The sequence below is a fragment of the Catellatospora sp. TT07R-123 genome, from assembly GCF_018327705.1.
Taxonomy (GTDB): Bacteria; Actinomycetota; Actinomycetes; order Mycobacteriales; family Micromonosporaceae; genus Catellatospora.
In genome coordinates, this window is the sequence record NZ_BNEM01000001.1 from 208,581 (window position 1) to 230,643 (window position 22,063).

The 22,063-nt window shown below is 73.5% G+C and carries 15 protein-coding genes; 9 read left to right on the forward strand and 6 right to left on the reverse strand.

The genetic code is table 11. The features are described 5' to 3' along the window. Nucleotides 1-59: 59 nt before the first annotated feature. Complete coding sequence (locus tag Cs7R123_RS00875) at nucleotides 60-1,751, reverse strand: PQQ-dependent sugar dehydrogenase (protein ID WP_212822650.1); 1,692 nt, start codon at nucleotides 1,749-1,751, stop codon at nucleotides 60-62. A gap of 321 nt (nucleotides 1,752-2,072) precedes the next feature. Between Cs7R123_RS00875 and Cs7R123_RS00880 the strand changes: the two genes are divergently transcribed. From Cs7R123_RS00880 to Cs7R123_RS00915, 8 genes are all read left to right on the forward strand, one after another. Then, nucleotides 2,073-3,269 (forward strand): hypothetical protein, encoded by a 1,197-nt coding sequence (locus Cs7R123_RS00880; RefSeq protein ID WP_212822652.1) that lies wholly within the window; start codon nucleotides 2,073-2,075, stop codon nucleotides 3,267-3,269. A 110-nt stretch (nucleotides 3,270-3,379) separates the two neighbouring features. After that, nucleotides 3,380-4,504: a helix-turn-helix transcriptional regulator gene (locus Cs7R123_RS00885; RefSeq protein ID WP_212822654.1), complete on the forward strand. Its 1,125-nt coding sequence runs from the start codon at nucleotides 3,380-3,382 to the stop codon at nucleotides 4,502-4,504. A gap of 86 nt (nucleotides 4,505-4,590) precedes the next feature. After that, a complete protein-coding gene (locus Cs7R123_RS00890) occupies nucleotides 4,591-5,784 on the forward strand; it encodes a sugar MFS transporter (protein ID WP_244871531.1) in 1,194 nt (397 codons plus the stop codon). Between the two features lie 130 nt (nucleotides 5,785-5,914). Further along, nucleotides 5,915-7,030: an FHA domain-containing protein gene (locus Cs7R123_RS00895; RefSeq protein WP_212822656.1), complete on the forward strand. Its 1,116-nt coding sequence runs from the start codon at nucleotides 5,915-5,917 to the stop codon at nucleotides 7,028-7,030. Further along, on the forward strand, nucleotides 7,030-8,277 hold the full coding sequence (locus Cs7R123_RS00900) for a hypothetical protein (RefSeq protein WP_212822658.1): 1,248 nt from the start codon (nucleotides 7,030-7,032) through the stop codon (nucleotides 8,275-8,277). Before Cs7R123_RS00895 ends, Cs7R123_RS00900 begins: the two co-directional genes overlap by 1 nt. Continuing rightward, nucleotides 8,274-9,623 (forward strand): hypothetical protein, encoded by a 1,350-nt coding sequence (locus Cs7R123_RS00905; RefSeq protein WP_212822659.1) that lies wholly within the window; start codon nucleotides 8,274-8,276, stop codon nucleotides 9,621-9,623. Before Cs7R123_RS00900 ends, Cs7R123_RS00905 begins: the two co-directional genes overlap by 4 nt. Then, nucleotides 9,620-11,548, forward strand: coding sequence for a vWA domain-containing protein (locus tag Cs7R123_RS00910; protein WP_212822661.1), 1,929 nt, complete (start codon nucleotides 9,620-9,622; stop codon nucleotides 11,546-11,548). The genes Cs7R123_RS00905 and Cs7R123_RS00910 overlap by 4 nt, the downstream gene beginning before the upstream one ends. A 10-nt stretch (nucleotides 11,549-11,558) precedes the next feature. After that, nucleotides 11,559-13,364 carry a protein kinase gene (locus Cs7R123_RS00915; protein WP_212822667.1) on the forward strand — a complete coding sequence of 602 codons (1,806 nt, stop codon included), beginning with the start codon at nucleotides 11,559-11,561 and terminating at the stop codon, nucleotides 13,362-13,364. Between the two features lie 649 nt (nucleotides 13,365-14,013). Here the strand turns inward: Cs7R123_RS00915 and Cs7R123_RS00920 are convergent. The 4 genes from Cs7R123_RS00920 to Cs7R123_RS00935 all read right to left on the reverse strand — a co-directional run bounded on the left by Cs7R123_RS00920 (nucleotide 14,014) and on the right by Cs7R123_RS00935 (nucleotide 19,275). Then, entirely contained in the window at nucleotides 14,014-15,081 is a 1,068-nt protein-coding gene (locus tag Cs7R123_RS00920; RefSeq protein WP_244871532.1) for an NAD-dependent epimerase/dehydratase family protein, read from the reverse strand. A 127-nt stretch (nucleotides 15,082-15,208) separates the two neighbouring features. Continuing rightward, nucleotides 15,209-16,192 carry a hypothetical protein gene (locus tag Cs7R123_RS00925; RefSeq protein ID WP_212822669.1) on the reverse strand — a complete coding sequence of 328 codons (984 nt, stop codon included), beginning with the start codon at nucleotides 16,190-16,192 and terminating at the stop codon, nucleotides 15,209-15,211. 44 nt (nucleotides 16,193-16,236) lie between these two features. Then, on the reverse strand, nucleotides 16,237-18,000 hold the full coding sequence (locus Cs7R123_RS00930; RefSeq protein ID WP_212822670.1) for a substrate-binding domain-containing protein: 1,764 nt from the start codon (nucleotides 17,998-18,000) through the stop codon (nucleotides 16,237-16,239). Between the two features lie 27 nt (nucleotides 18,001-18,027). Next, a complete protein-coding gene (locus Cs7R123_RS00935; protein WP_212822672.1) occupies nucleotides 18,028-19,275 on the reverse strand; it encodes a serine/threonine-protein kinase in 1,248 nt (415 codons plus the stop codon). 259 nt (nucleotides 19,276-19,534) lie between these two features. On the opposite strand from Cs7R123_RS00935, the gene Cs7R123_RS00940 reads away from it, so the two are divergent. Next, the gene (locus Cs7R123_RS00940) at nucleotides 19,535-20,692 is read left to right on the forward strand and encodes a cellulose binding domain-containing protein (protein ID WP_212822673.1); all 1,158 of its coding nucleotides are present in this window, start codon (nucleotides 19,535-19,537) and stop codon (nucleotides 20,690-20,692) included. Between the two features lie 63 nt (nucleotides 20,693-20,755). On the opposite strand, the gene Cs7R123_RS00945 is transcribed toward Cs7R123_RS00940, so the two are convergent. After that, nucleotides 20,756-22,003: an MFS transporter gene (locus tag Cs7R123_RS00945; RefSeq protein WP_212822675.1), complete on the reverse strand. Its 1,248-nt coding sequence runs from the start codon at nucleotides 22,001-22,003 to the stop codon at nucleotides 20,756-20,758. Between the last annotated feature and the right edge of the window lie 60 nt (nucleotides 22,004-22,063).

The following is a 22,063-nucleotide window of genomic DNA, read 5'->3' on the forward strand; positions in this document are numbered from 1 at the left end:
CGCGGCGAAGGACGCGCGGTGGGGCGGGGCGCCCGGATCGGGGCGCCCCGCCGTCGCTGTCAGGCCCTCGGCGGAAGGGTGAGCCGCAGCAGCTGCGTCTCGGTGCCGGTGGCGGTGCGGGTGCTCGCGGCGAGCCACAGGGTGCCGTCCGCGCTCGGCTCGACGGTGATCAGCTGCCCGTAGGCGCCGGTGAGCAGCGCCTGCGCGTCGGTGACCGTGTCGCCGTCCAGGACGAGCCGCCACAGCCGGGAACCGGTCGCGCAGGCGAGGTACGCGACGTCGCGGATGATGGCGACACCGCCGCAGCCGCCCTCCCCGACGGAGAACGCGAACTGCGGCTGGCGCGCGCCGGGTGCGTCGCAGTCGCCGCCGGCGGCGTTCTGCGCGCCGTCGCAGGCGGGCCAGCCGTAGTTGCCGCCCTTGACGACGTGGTTGCTCTCGTCGTCGGTGGTCTCGCCGGGCTCCTGCACCCACAGGCCCCGGTGGGAGTCGAAGGCCATGCCCAGCGGGTTGCGGTAGCCGAAGCTCCAGATGTAGCCGCCGAACGGGTTGCCCGCGGGGACGGTGCCGTCGAGGTTGAGCCGCAGCACCTTTCCGGCGAGGCTGGACTGGTCCTGCGCCAGACGCGGCCGGCCCGCGTCGCCGGTGGCCGCGTACAGCTTGCCGTCGGGCCCGAAGCGCAGCCGCCCGCCGTTGTGGATCCTGCCCCGGGGGATGCCGACCAGCATCGACTGCATCGAGCCGGTGTCCAGCCCGTTGCCGCGCAGGTGCAGCCGCACGATCCGGTTGTCGGTCGCGGTGGTGAAGAAGAGGTAGACCCAGCGGTCCTTGGCGTACGTGGGCGCGACGGCGATGCCGAGCAGCCCGCCGTCGCCGCCGGTGCTGACCGCGCCGGGCACCTGCCCGAGCGAGGTGGTCTGCCCGGTCTTCGGGTCCAGCCGGACGACCTCACGCTGGTCGCGGCGGCCGTAGAGCACCGTGCCGTCGGGCAGCTGCGCCAGACCGAACACGACGGCGGTGTCCCTGGCCACCGGCGTGATCGCGCACAGCAGCGTGCAGTCCTTGCCGGTGGTCACGTCGACCGCGGCGCTGGGCGAGGAGGTGTTGCCCTGGCCGTCGCGGGCGCTGACCTGGTATCGGTGGCTGGTGGCGGCGGCCACGCCGAAGTCGACGAAGCCGAGCGACCCGGCGCCGCCGACGGTGCCCACCTTCTGCCCGTCCCGGAAGACGTCGTACGCCGCCACGGCGACGTCGTCGGTGGCGGCGGCCCAGCTCATGGTGACGCTGGTGCCGTCGGCGGTGGCCTTGACGCCGGCGGGGGCGCCGGGCGCCGTGGTGTCGGACCCGCACTGCGGCGGGGTGACCGCGACCGAACCGCCGGCCGCGGAGGCGTTGCCGGCCGCGTCGCGGGCGGTGACGTGGAGCTCCCATGCCTGGCCGGGCACGCCCGCGACGTCGGCGGAGCGGCTGTCGCCGCCGACGCTCGCGACGACCTGGCCGCCCTGGTGGACGTCGTAGCCCACGACGTCGGTGTCGTCCGTCGACGGCCCCCAGCTCAGCGAGATCGACCTGCAGGTCGTCGCGCCGAGGGTCAGGCCGCCGGGCGGGGTCGGCGGTTGGACGTCCGGCGGCGGATCGGGCCAGCGGACGATCAGGACGATGAGACCGATGACAGCGACCAGCAACAGCCCGCTAAGCAACCGGGAACCCCCGGATGCCGGCGCGATGGGCGACGGGGCGACGGGTGTCATTGCGGGACTGTATCGAGCGTGCGGCCCGGGCACCAGACCTCACCGCGAGCCGAATTCCGGCGCCATTTGGGCCGGGTGGGCACATCGAAATTGACAAGTGGCCTCGGAAGCAATTCGGAATGCTGCCGGAAGAGGGTCGGCCGCAATGCGGCAAAGCGCTGGAATGACGTGGCGTGATGTCCTTTCGCCGTCACGGAGAAGTCGTGGACCGGACCGCTCCCCCCGGCAGGGCACCACTCTCCGCCTGCCGAAGTGCGCCAGGCCCGTCGACTGTCCGCATGGCACCTGCACACCTGACCCGACCGGAGAAGAGGTTGCGATATGAGGCAGACAGGACTGCGCGCGTCGCGGGCGATCATCGCGCTCGCCGTCGCCGGACTGCTGGCGTCGGCGTGCGGGCCCGGCGGCAAGGCCGGCCCGGGCGCCGCGGCGTTCACCCTCAGCGCTGACGAGGTGTGGCAGCGGCTGCCCGTCGCCCACGCGTGGTCTTCGGCGCTGGGCGAGCAGCCGGTGGACTGGGCCAGCACCGACCGGCTCGACGCCGACGACAGGATCCCGGTCTGCGCGGGCTCGGACGAGAACGGGGTCGCCCAGCCGTCCGGCGCCTCGGTCACCACGTTCGCCGCGCAGTACACCAACAAGGAGGCGCTGGAGAGCGTCACGCTCATCGGCAGCGTCACGGTGCTGCCCGACACCGCCGCGGCCGAGGCCTTCGGCCGTACGGTCACCGACGCGGTCAAGGCCTGCGGCACGGTGCTGCCGGACGCCTCCGGCATGCCCACGGCGGCGGCCCGGCTGCTCTACAGCCCGGCGCCGGCGAAGTCCGACTGGGCGAAGGTGTTCGACGCCTACTACACCAAGCCGGGCAGCGCGGCCGGGATCGTGACGCACAACCTGGCCGCGGTGCGCGGCGACGGCAGGGTCGTGGTCCACCTGCGGACCAGCCACATCGTCGACGACACGCCCGGGTTCGAGCGGCACGGCTCGTCCGACCTGCACCGAGCCCACCTGGACCTGCTGCTCGGGCTGCTGGACGGCTCGTCGTCTGCCGAGCTGTTCGGGCGCCGCCGCGACGACATCCCGTGCCTGATCGTGCCGAGCAGTACCGTCACCGACGCCAACAAGGGCGCCGACACCTACCGCTTCTACGACCACCGCGTCGAGCTGCTGCCGTCGTGCTACCACGGCCAGCACGACGCCGACACCAAGCAGCTGGTGAAGGTGCTGACGGTGCTGGGGACCAGTTCGGACACCCCGCCGGAGGGGGCGACGGTGCTGCGCGACAAGCCGGTGCTGGCCACGCTGCGCCATGCCGAGAACGGCATGCAGCTGACCCTCCAGCGGACCTCGGCCATCGAGGGCGACGAGAAGCTCGACAACGCCTACGGCGACCTGTTCCCGCACTACCCGCACCAGATCGCGTTCCAGATCATCACCATGCCGGACCCGGGTTACAGCACCGAGCAGTGGACCGCGCTGGTGGACCGGATCCTCGCCCCGTACCAGGCCAGGGCGTGAGCGGCCGGGCCCGGACCCGCCGGACGGTGCGGTCCGGGCCCGGTCCTGCCGCACCCGCCCGTCCCGCCGGGCCGCGCCCCGGCCCACCCCGACCCACGGAGCGCCGCGCCATGAACCGAACCGTCCGCAAGGTGAGCCGACGGCGGGATGCACTGGTCCGCAACCTGGACTCGCGGCTGCCGCCCGATGCCGGCCCGTTGCAGGTGCTGGCCCAGGCCGCCGCGTCGCTGCTGCGCGAAGTGCCCGCCGACGTCTGGTCCGCGGTCGTGCTGGACCCGTCCACGCTGCTCCACACCGGCGGCCTGTACACGCACGGCCTGCCCCACGACGTCATGCCGCGCCTGTTCGAGATCGAGCATGTCGAGGCCGACGACGTCGACAGCCTGCGCAATCTCGCCACCCGCCCCGCCGCGGCCAGCGCCCTCAGCCGCTCCACCGGCGGCGACCTGGCCTCCAGCAGATACTTCACCGAGATCCTGCGTCCGCTGGGGCTCGCCGACGAGCTGCGGGTGCTGCTGCGCGAGGGCGGCCGGACGTGGGGGCTGCTGGTGCTGGCGCGGGCCGGGTCGGCCGGATTCGGCGACGACGACCTCCAGGTGGCCGCCGCGATCAGCGCACCGGCGGCGGGGGCGCTGCGGCGCTCGCTGCTGGCCGTCGGGCACGCTGACAGCGCCGCGCCCGACGCCCCCGGCATGATCGTCCTCGATGACGGCCACGACGTGGCCTCGGCCAGCCCGACCGCGCAGCACTGGCTCGGCGAGATCCAGGAGATCCCGGCCGCGCCGCCGGGCCGGCTGCCGTACGCGGTGGCGGCGATCGCGACCCGCACCCGGGCGGTGCCACCTGACACCGTGGTACGTGCCCGAGCCGCGACCCGGTCCCGGCAGTGGGTGTCCCTGTACGCCTGGCGCAGCGGGGGGCTGACCACGGTCGCGCTGGCCCCGCCGCAACCCGGCGAGCTGGTCGCGCTGATCCTCGACGCCTACGGGCTGACCGCCCGCGAACACGACGTCACCCGGCAGGTGCTGCTCGGCCGGTCCACCGCGCAGATCGCGGGCGCGCTGCGGATGTCGGCGCTGACCGTCCAGGACCACCTGAAGTCGGTTTTCGACAAGACGGGGGTACGCAGCCGCCGCGACCTGGTCGCCGACGTGTTCTTCCGGCACTGCGCCCCGCGGCTGGACCACCCGGACCCGTCCACCGGCCGGCGGCTGCTGCACACGCCCGGCCGTTGACCGCGTCACCGGCCTGACCGGTCTGCCGGGGCTCCCGGCCGCCGCGCGGTGTGGCCGGGGGACGCCGCGTCCGGCATGATCACCGGGTGAGCACTCGCACCACCGCCCCGGTCCGCATGTCCCTGCTCCTCCTGGCGTACTTCGCCTTCATCAGCCTCGGGCTGCCCGACGGGCTGCTCGGCGTGGCGTGGCCGTCGATGAGCGCGGACCTGCACGTGTCCCGGGAGACGATCGGCCTGCTGCTCATCCCGGCGACCTGCGGCTACCTGGTGTCGACCGTGACCGCCGGGTTCGTGCTGGCCCGGCTCGGGGTCGGGCGGCTGCTCGCGGGCAGCACCGCGCTGGCCAGCGCGGCCCTGTTCGGGTACGGCCTGTCCCCCGCGATCGCGGTGACGATGACCGCCGCGCTGGCGGCGGGGCTGGCGGGCGGCGCGATCGACGCGGGCCTCAACGCGTACGCCGCCTCGGCGTTCGGCCCCCGGCACATGAACTGGCTGCACGCCTTCTTCGGCCTCGGCGTCGCGATGGGCCCGCTGATCATGACCGCCTCGATCCAGTACGCCGACGCGTGGCGCCCCGGCTACCTGCTCGTCGCCAGCGGGCAGGCCGCGCTCGCGCTGGCGTTCGCGCTCACCGCCCGGCAGTGGGCGCAGCGGCCCGCGTACGCGCAGCAGCCGCACGAGGCGCACGCCGGGCCGGTGCGCGCCCGCGACACCCTCGCGCTGCCCGCCGTGTGGTTCAGCGTGCTGACCATCGCCGTGTACGTCGCGCTGGAGGTCGCGGCGGGCCTGTTCGCGTACCAGCTGCTCACCGAGGGGCGCGGCATGGGCGACGCGGTCGCCGGCGTATGCGTGTCGCTGTACTGGGGCAGCCTGTTCGCCGGGCGGGTGCTCCAGGGCTTCGCCGCGCACCGGTTCCTGCCGGGCCGGGTGGTGATCTGGTCGATCGGCGGGATGGCGGCCGGAGCGGTGCTGGTCGCGATCCCGGGTCCGGGCTGGCTGGCCGCGTTCGGTTTCATGGTCATCGGCTTCGCCGCGGCCGCGGTGTTCCCCATGTTCACCCTGCTGACCGCGGAGCGGGTCGGGGCGGCGCACGCCGACCGGACCATCGGGCTGCAGATGGCGGGCGCCGGGCTCGGCGGCTCGGTCATCCCGGCGGCCATCGGCGTCGTGATGGGCGCCGCCGGGGTCGAGGCCCTGGGCCCGTCGCTCGTGGTGCTCGCCGCGGCGCTGGTCGCCGCGTACCTCGCCGCGACCGGAGGCGCCCGCCGCCGGGCGTGATGCGGCGGTGACACGGCGGCCGCGTTCCGGCCGAGCCGCGACCCGGCCGTCTGTCCACTGTGGTCCGCCGATTGTCCCGGCCTCCGCGTTTCACGGCATCCGCCTGGTTGCTCGTGGTTAGAGTGTCGGGATGGCACATCCTGGGGCGGTCGTGGTGGACGTGTCCAACGTCTGCTGGTCCGGTGACCTGGCCCCGCGCGCCCACGGCGCGCCGGGGCCGGTGCTCGGCCGGCTGGACACCCTGATCACGGCGTGGCGCGGCCTGCACGGCGCCGACGCGCCGATGACGCTCGTGGCGGACCGGTCCCTGCGCCACTGCCTGCCGCCGCGGGACCGCTCCCGGTGGCCCTCGGTCGCCCGGGAGCTGGACATCCAGACCGCCCCGGTCGCGGACGAGCTCATCCTGCGGCAGGCGGCCGAGAGCGGCCTGTGGGTCGTCACCCGCGACCACTACCTCGACCACCGGCGCCACCATCGCTGGATCGAGCAGCACCCGGAACGCTTCCTGCGCTGGCGGGCCGACGGCCGGGCCGTGTCGTTCGAGCCGCTCGGCATCACCAGCGCCCCGCACCAGCTGGTCTCGCAGCACGAGGAGGCCAAGGAGCTCAAGCGGGTCGGCCTGGACACCAGGCGGCACCGGGAGATCCTGCTGACGCGCTGGCGCTGCGCGAACCCGCGGTGCCTACAGGCGAGGCTGTGGCAGGACGCGCTGCTGCTGTGGCCGGAGGTCGACCGCGACGACCGCGCGACCTGCCCGAGCTGCCGGGCGCCGCTGACCGCGCTCGGCCCCCGCGCAGCTGTCCGTCAGCTCATCGTGTCGGCCGCCGACGATCCGGACACCGAGATCATCCGCTTCCCGTTGGAGGCGGGCACCCCGGTGGTCCTCGGCCGCGGCCGGCTGGAGTGCGGGGTCAGCCTCGACGGGCTGCCCCGCTCCCCCGCCAGGATCAACCGGCTCAGCCGCCAGCACGTGGCGGTCCGGCTCGACGAACAGGGAGCGCTGTCTGTGGTGGACATGGAGTCGGCCAACGGCACCGAGGTGCGCAACCCGGGGGCGGCCGACTTCCGGCGCCTGAACCCGGGCGACTGGGTCAACGTCGCCGACCGCGGCCAGGTCCGGCTCGGCGGCGTGGTCGTCCTGGAGCTGTCGGGGCAGCGGTTCCTCGCCGACCCCAGGCGCCCGCCCGAGCACGACCACGAGGCCCCGGCCACGGAGATCTCGACCACGTACGAAGGGCGCCACTGATGCTCGTCGGTTTGACCCGCGTGGGGCCGCTGCGCCAGCGGGTGGACAAGTGCTTCACCGTCACCGGCGGCCGCCAGGCCCCACAGGCGGCGACGGTGGGCGGGATCCGGCTCGAACCCGCCAGACGCGACGGGCTCTGGTATGCCGTGACCCCGCTGACGTGGCTGGGCAGCCCCGACAGCCGCGACGCCTGGGCCGCCCAGCTGTCCCGGGCGATCGGCACGGTCGGCACCGGCGGCGCGGCGGTCCTGCCGACGACCGTGCCCGGCCCGGGCGGGATCACCCCCGCCGGCGGCGACGTGCACACCCTGGAGGTGGCCTCGCCCGCCGAGCAGGAGGTGCTGTGCAACCTGCTGCGGGAGCACGTCCCGCTGCTGGTCGCGCTGACCTGCCGGACCGGCACCGTAGCCACCAGCGGGTCGTACTGGCTGGCCACCTCCCGCGAGCACGTGGCGGCGCGCTACCTGGCCTCCACCGCGCCCATGCACCTGGAGCGGGTCATCACCGAGCTGCGGCGGGTGGACGGGGTGGCGCAGCTGGAGCGGATGGACGTGTTCCCGTCGAAGGAGGACGACGGCACGCTGACCGTCACCGTGCGCTGCGTCGAGGGCGCGAGCGTGGCGGCCGCCCGGGCGCACGTGCTGCTGCTGGCCGCGCTGGCCATGCACGCCCGGCGCCTCGTGCAGGACGGGCGCCGGCTCGGCCACCTGCCGCAGCGGCGGCTGGAGGAGAACCGCGCCCGCGCCGTCGCCCGGGGGCTGAGCTCGCGCATGTCCAAGGACGGGCCGGGCAGCGCCCCGGTTCCGGCGCGGCAGCTGGCCCGGTCGCTGCTGACCGACACGCTGGCCAAGGAGCTGGACAACCTGAGGGCGACCTCGCAGGAGCTGTTCCCGCTCATCGCCGCCATCGACCTGCCCCAGCTCGGCCTGGCGCGGGCGGCGACCGAGGACGAGCTGCTGCGCGGGTGGGCCGCCGACCAGGGCGCGAAGTTCGCGGGCATCGCCGCGCACGTGCTGCTGAACCAGGGCCCCGGCGGTCCCTGCCTGACGGCGGCCGGCCAGCTCGCCCCGGGCCGGACCAGCCTGCTGCTCGACGAGTGGACCGCGATCATCGCCGCACGCAGGGGCGGGGTCGGGACGTCGGGCCCGGCCAAGCGGCCCGGCCAGCCCGCGGCGGGCAGCGGCCGGGGCGACCAGCCGCACCGGCGCAACGACCAGCGGCGACCAGGACGAGGAGACAACCGGTGACAGCCGCCGACATCGAGGTCGTGCTCGACATCCGCGAGTACCGGCAGGAGAAGGCGGGCCGGGCCCTGCTCGATCCGGCCGAGTTGCAGGCGCTGTGGGACCAGATCGAGGGCGCGCTGGTCGACCGCGACCTCAGCGCCCGGCCGGTGCACACCCTCGGCCACCCGAACGGCGACATCCACGTACGGGTCGTGCGGATCAATCCGGCCAGCAGCCCCGTCGTCAGTCCGGGCACCACGTTCCAGATCACGACGGTGCTGGACCCGCCGCAGATCCGCTACCGGTGCCAGCGCTGCCCGAAGTACGGGCCGTTCCTGTGCCGGGACTGCGGCGAGGACCGCTCGGCGCGCCTGTGCGACGACCACGTCCTGATCCTGGACGGCTCGCTGCTCCCGACCTGCGAGAAGCACCGCCCGACGTGCGCCGAGTGCGGCGGGACGGCCTCCTTCCGCTGCACCGGGCGCAGCTGCCGCTCGCAGAAGGCCCACTGCGACCGGCACCGGGTGGTGCACCCGCACGACCCCGACCACGCGTACTGCCCGTCCTGCTTCGCCGAGAAGTTCCCGCGCTGCGAGATCGGGTCGTGCCGCAACATCGGGGCGAGCCCGTGCGAGATCGTCGACGCGGGCGTGGACCCGTGCGGCGCCCGGGTGTGCGCCATGCATCTGCGCCGGTGGCAGGTGTTCGGGGGCGAGGCGCTGGGGCTGGCTCTATGTGCCCGGCACTCGCGCAGCCTGCCGCAGGTCACGGCGGAGGAGCTGGTGCGCCAGATCGTGGTCGCGACCTACAACCGGTCGCTGCGCCGCGGCGGCGCGGAGCCGCTGCCGAGCCTGCGCGGGTTCGCCCACAGCATCCGGCCCCGCCACGCCGCGCTCGCGCTCGACTTCGACTGGATCTTCTCCACCCTGTCCAAGCTGGAGAACGGGTTCGCCGCAGGCCCGGACCGCGCGCGGCTGCGGCAGCTGCTACAGGAGCGCCGGGCCGGTGACCAGCGGGGCCGCGTACGCAAGCCCTGGCAGCAGGAGAAGCAGGAGATCGGCGGCGCCAACATGCGCGGCGCCCAGCTGGTGGAGCAGTTGCGGGCGCTGGTGCGGCAGGTGGTCCGCCACGACGCCGACGCGGTCGCCCGGTCGATCTCGCTGGCCAGCTACCGCGCGCCCCGGCAGGTGCAGGGGGCCGCCCAGCCGGGCCTGCTGTTCGTCAAGGTGCCCGAGCAGTACCGGGGCGCGTTCAAGGGCCGGGACAGGGCGAACATCGACTTCTTCGCCCAGCAGCTGTCCCTTCAGGAGCCGGGTGGCGTGACAGTGCGGATCGACGACGACAAGCGCGGCGGGGGACACCGATGATCAGTTCGAAGGATCACCGCGCGGTCGGCCTGCCCGCCCGGGGACTCATCTCGGGGCAGCGGATCGGTGTCGCACCGAACGCGGGGACGAGCGGTCCGGCGCTGCTGACCGTGGCGGCGGCGGGCGGTTCCCGCCACACGGCCGTCGACCTGGTCTCCCATCCCGACGTCCCGGCCCGGACCCTGGCCGTCGGTGAGGACCTGTTCCACCAGCTGAACCTCGGCGACGACGTCCCCTGGAGCATCTCGACGCGCCCGGTGGTCGAGGCGTCGCAGCTGGTCCTGGAGCTGCCGACCGAGCTCAAGCCCGAGGAGATCGAGCAGACCAAGACCCAGATCGCCGGGGCGGGACTGGCCGGCTCGCTGCTGTGGGTCGCGTCGAGCGGCGGTGACCTACTGCTGGACGTGGCGGACGTGCCGTACCGGGTGACCGAGGTCGGCACCGGCGGCCAGCGCGACGTGATCGCCCGGATCGGGCCGCGGACCAGGATCGAGCTGTTCGCGCCGGGCGTCAAGGCCGGTGTGGACATCGTGATCCTCGCCGATTGCAGCGGTTCCATGGACACCGAGGACATCCCCATCCCCCGCGAGTCGGCGCTGGCGTTGCGCCGTACCGGCGAGATCCGGCGGATGGAGGCGCTCCAGCAGGCGCTGCGGGATCTGCTGGAGGTGCGGCTGCGGGTGTCGGGCCGGGTGTCGCGGATCGCGATGCTGGGCTTCAACACCGCGGCCACGCCGCGCTTCCCCCGCCAGGGCGGCATGGCGCAGCTGGACGGCGACTCGCCGCCCGAGGTGATCGCGCAGTTCCGGGACGCGATCACGCTGCTGCGGGCCGACGGCGGCACCAGTATCGGCAACGCCCTGCACGCCGCCGCGGACCTGATCTACCAGCACGGCCGACCGGGCAACGACCGCCTGGTGATCCTGGTCAGCGACGGGGCCGACTGGGTCCCCCGCGGCGAGAAGGCCACCGGCGAGATCCTGGAGGCGACCACCGAACCGGTCAGCCTGATGACCCACCTGCACCGCGACATGCACATCCGCCTGCACGCGCTCGGCATCAGCACCCGCGAGCTGTACCTGCGCAAGTATCGGGACCAGGTCGGTTTCACCCCGAACCACGACCTGCTCCAGGAGCTGGTGAACGTCGGCGGCGGCGACCCGACCGCGATCGGCGGCCTCGACGTGCTGGTCGAATACTTCTCCGGGGTGGGCGCCGGGGTGACCCACCGGGTCCGGGGCCCGCTGTCGGCACCGGCCCAGCAGCAGCTCGACACCGCGGCCCGGGACCTGCTGCGCGCCGCCTCGACGCGGCACGGAGCCGCGCACATCAACCACGAGCTGGAGGAGATCGCCACGGCGCACGACCGGGTCGAGACCATCGCGTTGCGGGTGTTCGCCGGACCGGTCGTCGCGCGGCGCGAGTTCGTGATGGCGCTGGCGCCGCTGCGAGAACAGCTCGACCCGGCCGAACTGCCCGGCGTGCTGCGGCGCTCGCTGCGGCGGCTGGCCCCGGCGCTGCCGGAGGCCGCGCAGCCGCCGACGGTGCGCAGCTGGGCGAGCCTGGTCGGCAGCCTCGCCGGCATGGTGTCCGGGGACAGCCCCGACCTGCGCGGGCTGGGGATCATGTGCCAGGCCACCAGTGAGGCGCCGATCGATCTGGCCGGGGCGGTGCTGCGCCGGCTCACGCTCGCGCTCGCGGCCATCGCCGACGAGATCGACCGGCTGCCGGATCGGGCCGAGCCTGCGGCCCCGGCCGGCCAGGCGGCTCCGACCGGCTCCGCGGCGACGACGGTGCCGGACGGCGACTCGCGCCGGGCCGCGGCCACCGAGGTCGACGACCTGCCGCTGACCCGGCCCGACACCGGCACCACCCTGCCCCAGCAGTCGAAGCCCGCCGCGGGCGGCTTCGTCTACCGCGACTAGGAACCGGCGGATGTACGACGATGAGCGCCCGGAACTCGGGCAACCCGGCTGGTACGTCGGCACCGACCGCGAGCCGCGGCTGTACCGGCTGGTCGAACGCATCCACCGCGGCGGCGAAGGCGTGGTGTGGCGGTGCGAGAGCGCCCAACCGGGCGCCGGCGGCCAGTGGGCGGTGAAGATCTGCCTCGGTAGGCAGCTCAGCAGCAACTACGACGAGGACCTGCGCAAGACGCTGAACCGCTGGGAGGCGATCTGGGACAAGACGATCGACCGGACCGGCCTGCTGTACGACCTCCCCGGCATCGTCCCGGCCACGCGCGTCTTCCAGGGACCGGCGCCCACCCCGGACGGCAGGCCGGCCGCCGACGCGCTCAACCACCGCACCCTCTGCCTGGTCACGCCCTGGGTGTACGGCCAGGACCTGCACGACTGGCAGCACGCGACCCGGCGCGAGCCCGACGAGGTGTTCGACGTCCTCATCCGGCTCAGCCAGATCGTGGACCAGCTCGCCGACCGTGCCCAGGTGCACCGCGACATCTCGCCGCGCAACGTGATGATCGGCCGCGACGGCGGCATCGTGCTCATCGACTTCGCCTTCATGCGGGAGGCGGGCTCGCCGGTCACCCACATCGTCGTCAAGCGCGGCTTCAGCGCGCCGGAGCACGACATCGACCCGGCCAACGACCGCTACTCCGTCGGTGCCGTCGCGTTCCAGCTGCTCACCGACATGCCGCCGCCGCAGTGGGACGTCATCGACACGGTCCGCCGGACGCTGGTCGGCCGCGGCTACTCCCGGGCGTTCGCCGATCAGCTCGTGCAGGTGCTGTACACCGACCCGCAGCGGCGGCCCGACCGGCTCACGCCGTGGGCCACGGCCCTGCGCGGCCTCGGCCGCCGGTCGCAGGCCCCGCAGCACCTGGTCGACACCGCGCTGGTGGCCACCGCCGACGGCCTCACGGAACTGGCGATCGCCGGCACCGCCGTGGCGAGCAGCCGGATCTCCCCCAGCCTGCACCCGGTGCTGTCCGGTGACCACAGCGGCCCGGCGGAGTGCCGGTCGCTGGCCGGGGCCCGCCGCGGCACCGGGGATGTGACGCTGTTCGCGGTGGCCGGGCAGGGCGCGGTGTGGGTGCGGGCGGACGGCACGTGGCGGGAGGTGCCCGGGACGGCGGCCGACGGCTCCATCCGGGCCGCGGCGGCCGGGGACGGCCGGGTGTCGGCGTTCTTCCGCGAGCGCGACGGCGACCTGGCCTCGATCACGGTCGACATCGGCGCGGCGGTCACGGTACGCCGCCACCCGCAGCCGGTGCACCGCGTGCACAGCGTCGTCGAAGGCCCGGCCGGGCGGCCGGTCGTGCTGGCCGAGGACCGCAGCGGGCGGCTGCTGTGCGGCGAGCCGACGGCGCTGGAGCCCATCGGCCTGCGCGGGGCCGTCGCGGCGGACCTGGCGCTCGGCCAGGGGGGTGAGCTGTTCTGCGTCGCGGCGGTGCAGGGGGACCGCATCGCGCGGCTGGAGACCATCCGGGGGCAGTGGGACCAGCCCGACTGGCTCAGCGCCCCCGCCGAGGCCGACGACGTGTCCTGCGTGGCGCACCGTACCGGCCTGACCGTGGCGCTCGCGTCGGCGGCGGGCATCTGGGTCCACGACGGCGGCGCGGCCGCCTGGCGCAACGTGTGGACCTCCGCCGCCGACCGGGTGGTCCTGGTTTCCGGGCCCGGCTGGCGGCTCCAGCTCGCCGGGCTCTCCGGCCAGCAGGTGGTGTTCGCCGAGGAGGCGATGGCGGGCGAGTGGAGCCCGGCGTCCCCGGTGCGGTGACGGCGTCACGGTGGCGGCCGCACCGGAGGGCTTCTCCTCCGCTTCCCTGACGGGGCGGTACCCCCTATCGACCAAGACAGCTTTCAGTAATGACAAAGCTACGTACAGTGAAAAAATCTTGCCGGAGACCTGGACGGCGCCGATCGGGCGACCTAACGTGGTCAGCGGTGGTGCGACGCTCGACGGAAGCCCGGGCGGCACGGTCCGTCATGCGGCACCGAGCGGAGCACCCCAGGGGGAATGGGTGGACGACGCTGTTGGGGGACAGCGTTCACCCGGACGGAAAGCCGGTGGTCGCCAACGGGGGTGGGCGACCACCGGCTCCACTCGTCACCCCGCCATCCCGCTGAGCATCCCCGATCGACCAGGTGAACGCCCCCTTGATCAGCCAAGTTGCCGGGCAATCGGGCGTATCTTGGGCCGCCATTAGGCCGATTGCCCGGCAACTTGGCCGATCTTGGCCCGGCCCGCGCGGCGCCGCGCGGGCTGGACCGGCCAGGCCCGGCCGGCTTCGGGGCGATGATCACCGTTGCTGGTCAGAAAGTGCTGTTTTGGGGTGTATTTGGGCCGGAACTAGCGATCATGGCGAGGATCAGCGGCCTTGATCGCTGGTTGCGGGAGGTTGGCGCCAGCAGATGCCCGGTCCGGGTCAGTCGTCGCCGGGGTGGCCCGGCAGGCCGCCGCGCGCCACCGCCAGCAGGCGGGCCGGGGCGGCCGGCCGCTCGCGCAGCGGCACCGACCCGTCGCCCTCGCCGCGTGCCATGCCGTCCAGCAGCTCCGCCAGCGCGTCCAGCGCGTCGGTACGCGGCCGCCAGCCCAGTTCCCGCTCGGCCCGGCGGCACGACATCAGCGGGCAGGCCGCCGCCAGCTTGATCCAGCCCGGCTCGGTCGGCTGCAATCGCGCGGTCCAGGTCAGCGCGGCCGCCCCGCGCAGCAGCAGCGGCGGTGTCGGCACCGCCCAGCCGTGGAAGCGGGCGCCGACGGTCTGGGCGTCCAGGACCGGCTCGGCGGCGATGTTGAACGGCCCCCGGGCCTCGGCCAGGATCGCCCGCACGTACGCCTCGGCGACGTCGTCGCTGTGCACCGCCTGCACCCGCAGCGAGCTGTCCCACGGCAGCAGCGGCAGCCTGCCCAGCCGCAGCAGGCCCAGCGGCGCGAACGGGCCGATGAACAGGCGGGCGATCTCGGCCGCGGCCGACCGCTGGAACGCCAGACCGTTGCGGACCCGGATGATCCGCATCTGCCGGTGCTCCATCTCGACCCGGTCGAGCAGCGCCTCCACATCCGCCTTGTCCTCGCTGTACGTCGACCCGGGCACCCCCGTGGCGGGCCACACCTCGTCGACGCGCGTGTCCTTGGGCGCTCGCGCGTAGGCCCCCGCCGACGAGGCCACCGCCAGCGTCGGCACGGACGCGGCCACCGCTGCGGCGATCGTGTTGGCGGTGCCGGTGATGTTGGTCCGGCGGAGCTGGGCGCGGTCGTGGCTGGGCTGGATCTGCCACGCCAGATGGATCACGGCACCGGCACCGGCGAACAGGTTCGTCAGCTCGCCCGCCGCGTCCGGCGCGCCCACGTCCAGAGTGTGCCAGCGCACGCCCTGGTACGGCCCGCCCGTCTCCAGGGGCAGCCGCCGCGCCACCCCGGTGATCTCGTCGACCTCACCGGTGTTCAGCAGCCTCCGCAGGACCGCAGTCCCGATGTTCCCCGTTGCCCCCACCACGACCACCCGCATACCTGCGGTTTACCCCGCCGCCCGCGATCGCAATCGCGACCAGCGGCCAAGGTCGCATATCGTGACCTTCTTCACAGAAAACGTGAACGGGATGAAACCGGCGTCGGGCCGGTCACTGCATCGCCGTGGCGGGCGGGTGGTCGAACGAGACCGGGCAGCGGAAGACGTACAGCGAGTACCCCCGGCCGATCGTCACGTCGACAGGGTCGCTCTTGGCCCCCTCGGGTTCCTCCAGCGGGCGCCAGCTGCGGCTGCCGCCGTCCCACTCGCCGGAGTCTGCCGTGAACAGCAGCGTCATCGCGGTGCCGCACTCGGCGCAGTCCACCGCGTGCGGGTCGGTCAGCGACCAGTTCGCAAACCCGCCCACCTTCCAGCCCGGCGCCAGGGACAGGTCGTACTGATACTGGTGCCCGGTCTGTTTCTCCCAAGCCGTGACCTGGGCGTCCAGCTCCTTCGGGAGCAGGTCGCCGTACTGGAACTCGCGGATCTGCTCGGGGTGCACGACGCACGGGGTCGGCAGGTAGGAGTCATTGACCACCGACGGCTCGGGGGCGGTGTCGAGGGGCCGGGTCACATCGGCCGCGCGGCGCCAGAACAGCTGGACCCGGGGGTTGTAGCGCTCCTCCGGGTGGTCCAGCGGGCACCACAGCACCTGGAGCAGGTCGGCGTCGTCTGGCCCGGCGAAGTCGGGGATGTCGGCCCGGTACAGCTGAGCGACCGGGATCAGCGGGATCGGCTGCTCCACCAGGTGTTCCGGTTCGGAGAAGTCGTAGTCGGGCAGCTCGGCCAGCTCCGCGTCGGTCAGCGCGTAGCGGGTGCCGGTCGCGGCTGCCCGCGCCGTCGCCGCCGCGTAGATCTCGCGCTGGCGGCGCACCGAGGCCGGGGTCATGAGCTGGTCGACGTAGTGGCCGTCGCCGTCGGTGCACACCGGCCAGGGCTCGTCGGCGGGCCACAGCAGCGGGCCGCCGACCGAGCTGTCGGCGGCCGTCGGCGTGCCGGGGCGCGGGTGCAGCCGGGTCGCGGTGGCCGTGTGCTCGCGCAGCTGCGGGAAGAGCAACGCGATGTCGACCGGTCGCGGCGGGGTGGTCCGGGTCATGGCCCAGGATCATAGGGATCCGGTGCGACCCGGCCCGCCCCGGCTCAGAAGCTGCTGAGCAGCTTCACGAACGCCTCGTCGATGAGCTGCGGATCCTGCGCGTCGAACGCCTTGCCCGCGGTGGCCTTGGCGATCGCGTCCAGCGTCTTGAGGTCCGAGCCCTTGTCGAAGGCGATGCAGAAGACCTTGACCGGGCGGTCGGGGTCCAGTTCGATCGCCTTGAGCAGGCTGGCCAGATTGTCGTCCTTGGCGTACTCGTTCTCGCCGTCGGTCAGCACCACGACGGCGTTGATCCGGTTGCGGTCGTAGTGGTCCAGCAGGTACCGGTGGGCGGCGCGGACCGTGGCGTACAGCGCGGTCGCGCCTCCGGCCTGGAGCCCGTCCAGCCGGTCCGTGAACGCGCCGAGGTCCAACCGCGACAGCGGGATCTGCTCCCGGTACGGCAGGTCGCCCGACCCCTGCTTCTCGGAGGAGAACGACCACAGCCCGACCCGGTCCTCCGAGTTGAGCAGTCGCAGCCCCTTCGCGGCGGCGGCGGTGGCCACCTCCAGCCGGGTGTGCGCGCCGACGGTGTTGGCCACCATCGACCCGGACACGTCGACGGTCATCAGGATGTTCGCCTTCTTGCGCAGCGTCGCCCAGCTGTCCAGGATCTCCTGCACCACCGCGGGCGCGGGCGGCAGGAAGTAGGGCATGCCGACGGCCTCGTGGCCGCCCACCGCCGCGGTGAGCTCGGGCGTGGCGACCCGCTCGTGGTCGCGGAAGCCGAGCCCGGCGAACGCCCGCTGCTGCGGCTCCTCCTGCAGGAACGCCAGGAAGTCGGCGGCGGCGGCCCGCTGCGCGTCGGAGGCGTCGGGCAGCACCACGTACGGGTGGTCGAGGTTGAAGGTGCCCTCTTTCGGATAGATCGCGACGAGCGGCTCGTGCGGTCTGTCGCCGGGGTGCGGGCTCAGTCTGCCCTCGTTGTAGAGGTAGACGAGCTCCTCCTGCATCACGATGGCGCTGAGGTCGGCGCCCGCGCCGTCGACCCGGGACAGGTCGGCGGCGGCCAGCGACCGCAGCAGGTCCACCGAGTCGTCGCTGTAGTGGGAGACGTTGGCCTCGATGCGGCGTACGAACTGGGTCACCTCCGGCTGGCGCACGGCGATGCCGGTCAGGTCGCTGGAGGTGCCGGTGGCGGCGTAGTAGGTCGCGATGGTCGCGGCCAGGCCGGAGGTGGACAGGCGCGGGTTGTCCTTGCCGAAGGTGAACCGCTTCCATTCCGGCTTGCCGAACGCGCCCCAGCCCTCCTCCCCGGACATGCCGAGGATGTCGCCCCAGCCGAGGCCGCGCTGCTGCAGGACCTTGGCCTTGGTCGCGGGCATCGCGATGACCAGCGGGCTGTTGGCGATGGACGGGTAGCTGCCCGGGGTCTGCTCGGCCCGCTTGGCGGCCTGGTCGCGCAGCCGCAGCTGGCCGGTCCACAGGCTCGACGTCGGCAGCCACACCTGCGGCCGGGGAATTCTGCCGCCGGTCTGCGCCGACCAGTCCCCGGCCAGCGCCTCCATGGCGGCGCCGGAGGTGAGCCCGGAGACGGTCACGTCGGCGCACCGGCCGCCGAACCGCCTGCGGCTGCTGTCGTACCGGTCGGCGAGCTCGGCGACCAGCACGTTCTTCTCGGTCGAGGACAGCACGTCCAGCGCCACGCAGTCGCTGCGGTCGGTGTCGAGCCGGACGTAGGCGTAGGAGCCCGCGATCACGGCGACGCCGACCACCACGGCGACGGCGACGGGGAGCCACCTGCGAGCGGTCGAGCGGCCCGGTGCCATGCGTTCCTCCTGTGCTGGGGGTGAGCGTCAGCGCTCGGACGGGTCGGGTTCACCGCGGTCCAGCGCGGCGGCCAGGACCAGGCGGACCAGGTAGACGGTGCCGAACGCGACGGCGCCCATCGTCGCGGCCGTGGCGGTGTCGGCGGCGGCGACGAGGCCCGCCGCGAAGCCGCCGGCGCCGAGCAGGATCGCGGCCGAGATCCCGACCGGGTCGCCGGCCTGGCGGCCGAGCCGCCGCGGCCAGCCGGCCGGGGGCACGGTGAGCAGGGTCGGTGCGGGCACCGGGACCACGGCGGTGGTCTGGGCGTACGCGGGCGGCGGCGCTGCCGTGGTCGAGGTGCCGGTCGCGTACACGGTGCCGGTCGCCGCCGTCGCGGGCAGCACCGAGGTCGCGGCCGCGTCGCTGCCCTCCCGCAGCGCGGCACCCAGCGGGATCTCCGCCGCGGGCTGCGCGGTGTGGCCCAGCAGCCGCAGCAGGATCTGCTCGGCGGTGGGCCGGGCGTACTGGTCCTTGGCCAGCCCCTCCCCCACCAGGTCGAGCAGCGTGCCGGACAGGTTCGCCAGGTCCGGCGGCTCGTGCAGCACCCGGGCCATCACGGTCGCCAGCGAGTCGTGGCCGAACGGGCCCCGACCCGAGGCGGCGAAGGCGATGGTGGCCGCCCAGCCGAAGATGTCGCAGCGCGGGCCGATGTCGACGTTGTGGAACCGCTCGGGCGCCATGTACGGCACGGTGCCCATGACGTTGCCGGTCAGCGTGTGCGTGCCCATCGCGCGGGCGATGCCGAAGTCGATCACGCGTGGGCCGTCCGCGCCGAGGATCACGTTGTCCGGCTTGAGGTCGCAGTGCACGATGCCCGCGTGGTGGATCGCCGCGATCGCGGTGGCGGTGCCGACCGCGAGCCGGTAGAGGGCGTTGCCGGAGACCGGGCCGTGGTCGCGGACCTGCCGGTGCAGGGTGGGTCCCTCGATGAACTCGCTGACCACGTACGGGTGCTCGCCGTCGAGGTCGGCGTGCAGGATCTGGGCGGTGCAGAACGGGGCGACCCGCCGCGCGGCGGCGATCTCCTTGCCGAACCGGGCCTTGGCTTTCGGGTCGTGTTCCAGGTCGATGGTCAGCATCTTCACCGCCACCTGGCGGTCGGCGGGGTCGGTGCCGAGGTAGACCACGCCCTGCCCGCCCTGGCCCAGCCTCCCGTGCAGCCGGTACGGCCCGGCCGTGCGTGGATCGTGGACGGTCAGCGAGGTCAGCTGGGGCGTCTGCGCAGGGTTCGGCACGGCCTGCTGCCTCCCTGAAGCTCGATGATCGCCATGCGGCGCAAGGATAGCGGCGCCCGTCCACTGTGCCTGCGCGCGGTCGGCGCCGCCCGCGATGTGGTCGCCGGTGGCGGCGATGTGCCGACGTGGCGCGGTGGCGTTGACCCCTTCGATGACAGGCCTTAACTTTGTCAATACGATAAACTTAAATCCGTCTCCCGGGGTCCTGGGCGGCTCCTCCACGGCCGCAGCGGGTCCCCGGCGACCGACTGGAGGAAACATGCGCAGACGGACCTCAGCCATCGCGGCCATCGCGGCCGCCACGATGGCCGCCCTGGGGACCGCGGTCGTCACCGAACTGCCCTCGTACGCGGCGACCGGATGCACCGTCACCTACACCGTCACCAACCAGTGGCCCGGCGGCTTCGGCGCCGACGTCACCGTCAAGAACCTCGGCGACCCCCTCAACGGCTGGAACCTGGTCTGGTCGTACTCGGCCGGCCAGCAGGTGGGCCAGTTCTGGAGCACCGCCCTGACCCAGAGCGGGTCGACGGTGACGGCCGCCAACGTCGGCTACAACGCGTCGGTGGCGACCAACGCCACGGTCAACTTCGGCTTCAACGCCTCGTGGGCCGGCAGCAACCCCGCCCCGGCGAGCTTCCGCCTCAACGGTGTCGCCTGCACCGGCGGCGTGTCCGGCTCGCCCAGCCCGACCCGCACCAGCGGCCCGTCGCCCTCCCCGTCGCGGTCGGTCACGCCGTCGCCCAGCAGCGGCACGCCCGGCGTGCCCTCGGACGCGGCCTGGGTCGCCTCGGGCCAGTGGGACACCTGGAACAACAGCGGTTACACCGTCTACAACAACATCTGGGGCTCCGGCGCGGGCAGCCAGACGATCTGGGCGCGTACGCCCACGAACTGGGGCGTCATCGCCAACCACCCGATGACCTCGGGCGTGAAGTCCTACCCGCACACCGTCAAGGGCGCGGTCAACCGCACCGTCAGCTCGCTGGGCACGTTCACCAGCTCGTTCAACGTCAGCGTCCCGAGCAGCGGCAACTACTCCACCACCTACGACATCTGGGCCAACAACTGGGCCTACGAGGTCATGCTGTGGATGAACTACAACGGCGCGGTCGGCCCGATCGCCGACCAGTACGACGCCAACGGCGCCGTCCCGGCGTTCCGCAACGTCAGCCTGGGCGGCCACACCTGGAACATCTACCGGGGCTCCAACGGCGCCAACGCGGTCTTCTCGTTCCTGCGCACCGGCAACACCAACTCCGGCACCGTCGACCTCCGCGCGATCATGAACTGGCTGCGCACGCAGAACTGGTGGGCTGACGTGACCGTCGGCGAGGCCCAGTTCGGCTTCGAGATCAGCGGCACCAGCGGCTCGGCCGCGTTCACCGACAACAGCTTCGCCATCAACTGGAGCTGACCCGGCCTCCGGTGGGTGCCGTACCCGGCGGCATCCACCGGACCCGGCGCGGGCCGGCCCGGCTCACGCCACCGCAGGCTGCGCGGCGTCCTCGGTGGCGATGCGGGTCAGCTCCCGCCACAGCAGCACGACGAAGACCGCGGACGCGGCGAAGGCGAACCAGAACGGCGCGGCGACGCCGTACGCCCCGGCCAGGGCGCCGCCCAGCGGCGCGCCGACGACGAGCCCGCCGTACACGCAGAGGGTGTTGAGGCTGCCGACGCGGCCTTGCAGATGCTGCGGCACCGCGCGTTGCCGCACGGTGACCGAGGTGGTGCCCCAGACGAACGCGTGCGCGCCGAACAGGAAGAAGACCACCGAGGCGACCCAGGCCGACCGGGTGAGGGCCAGGATGAGATGCGTCAGGGTCTCGATGATCAGGCCGATGCGCATCAGGTCACCGAGCCGGATCCGGCTGGTCAGGCGGCCGTACAGGCCGGTGCCGAGCAGGCCGCCCAGCGCGGAGACGGTCGAGAGCAGGCCGAACCCGACCGGGCCGAGGCCGAGCTGCTGCTGGGCGTAGAGCACGAGCACGGACCAGGCCGCACCGAACGAGACGTTGAAGATCAGGATGGTCAGCAGGAGGGTGCGCACCGCCGGGTGCCGTACGGTCCAGCGGAAACCCTCGACGACGTCCTGCCGCATGTTGCGCACGGCGGCATCGGCGGCCCGCCCGTGCGCGGGCAGGACGAGCCGCGTCACCATCAGCAGCCCCGCCAGGTCGAGGATCACCTCGGTCGCGAACGGCCACACGGTTCCTGCGGCGAACAGCGCCGCGCCGATCGGCGGCCCCGCCAGCTGGTTCAGGGTGATGAAGCCGGTCTGCAGCCGCGCGTTCGCCACGACGAGATCGTCGCGGTGCACCAGCATCGGCGGCAGCGTGGCGCTGGTGTTGTCGGCGAACACCTCGGTGGTGGCCAGCAGGCCCAGCGCCAGCAGCGCCACCGTGGCCGACAGCGTCCCGGTCGCGATCGCCGCTATCAGCCCGGTGAGCAGGGCGACCCGGGCGGCGTTGGCGGCGAGCACGATCCGGCGCCGGTCGCGGCGGTCGGACAGCACCCCGGCGTACAGGCCGAACACCAGGGGCGGTGCCCAGCCGAACACGGCGGCCAGCGAGATCAGGAAGGGGTCCCTCGTCAGCGAGGCGACCAGCAGCGGGCCGGCGGCCAGCGCGATGCCGTCGCCGAGGTTCGTGGTCCAGGAGGACGCCAGCAGCCAGCGGAAGCTGCGCCCGAGGCGGGCCGGGACCAGCCGATCGACGAGGGTGTTCACGAGGTGTGGACCCTACGTGGCCACCTCCGCGGCCGCAACAGCGTTAAGGGCGGGGTGTCC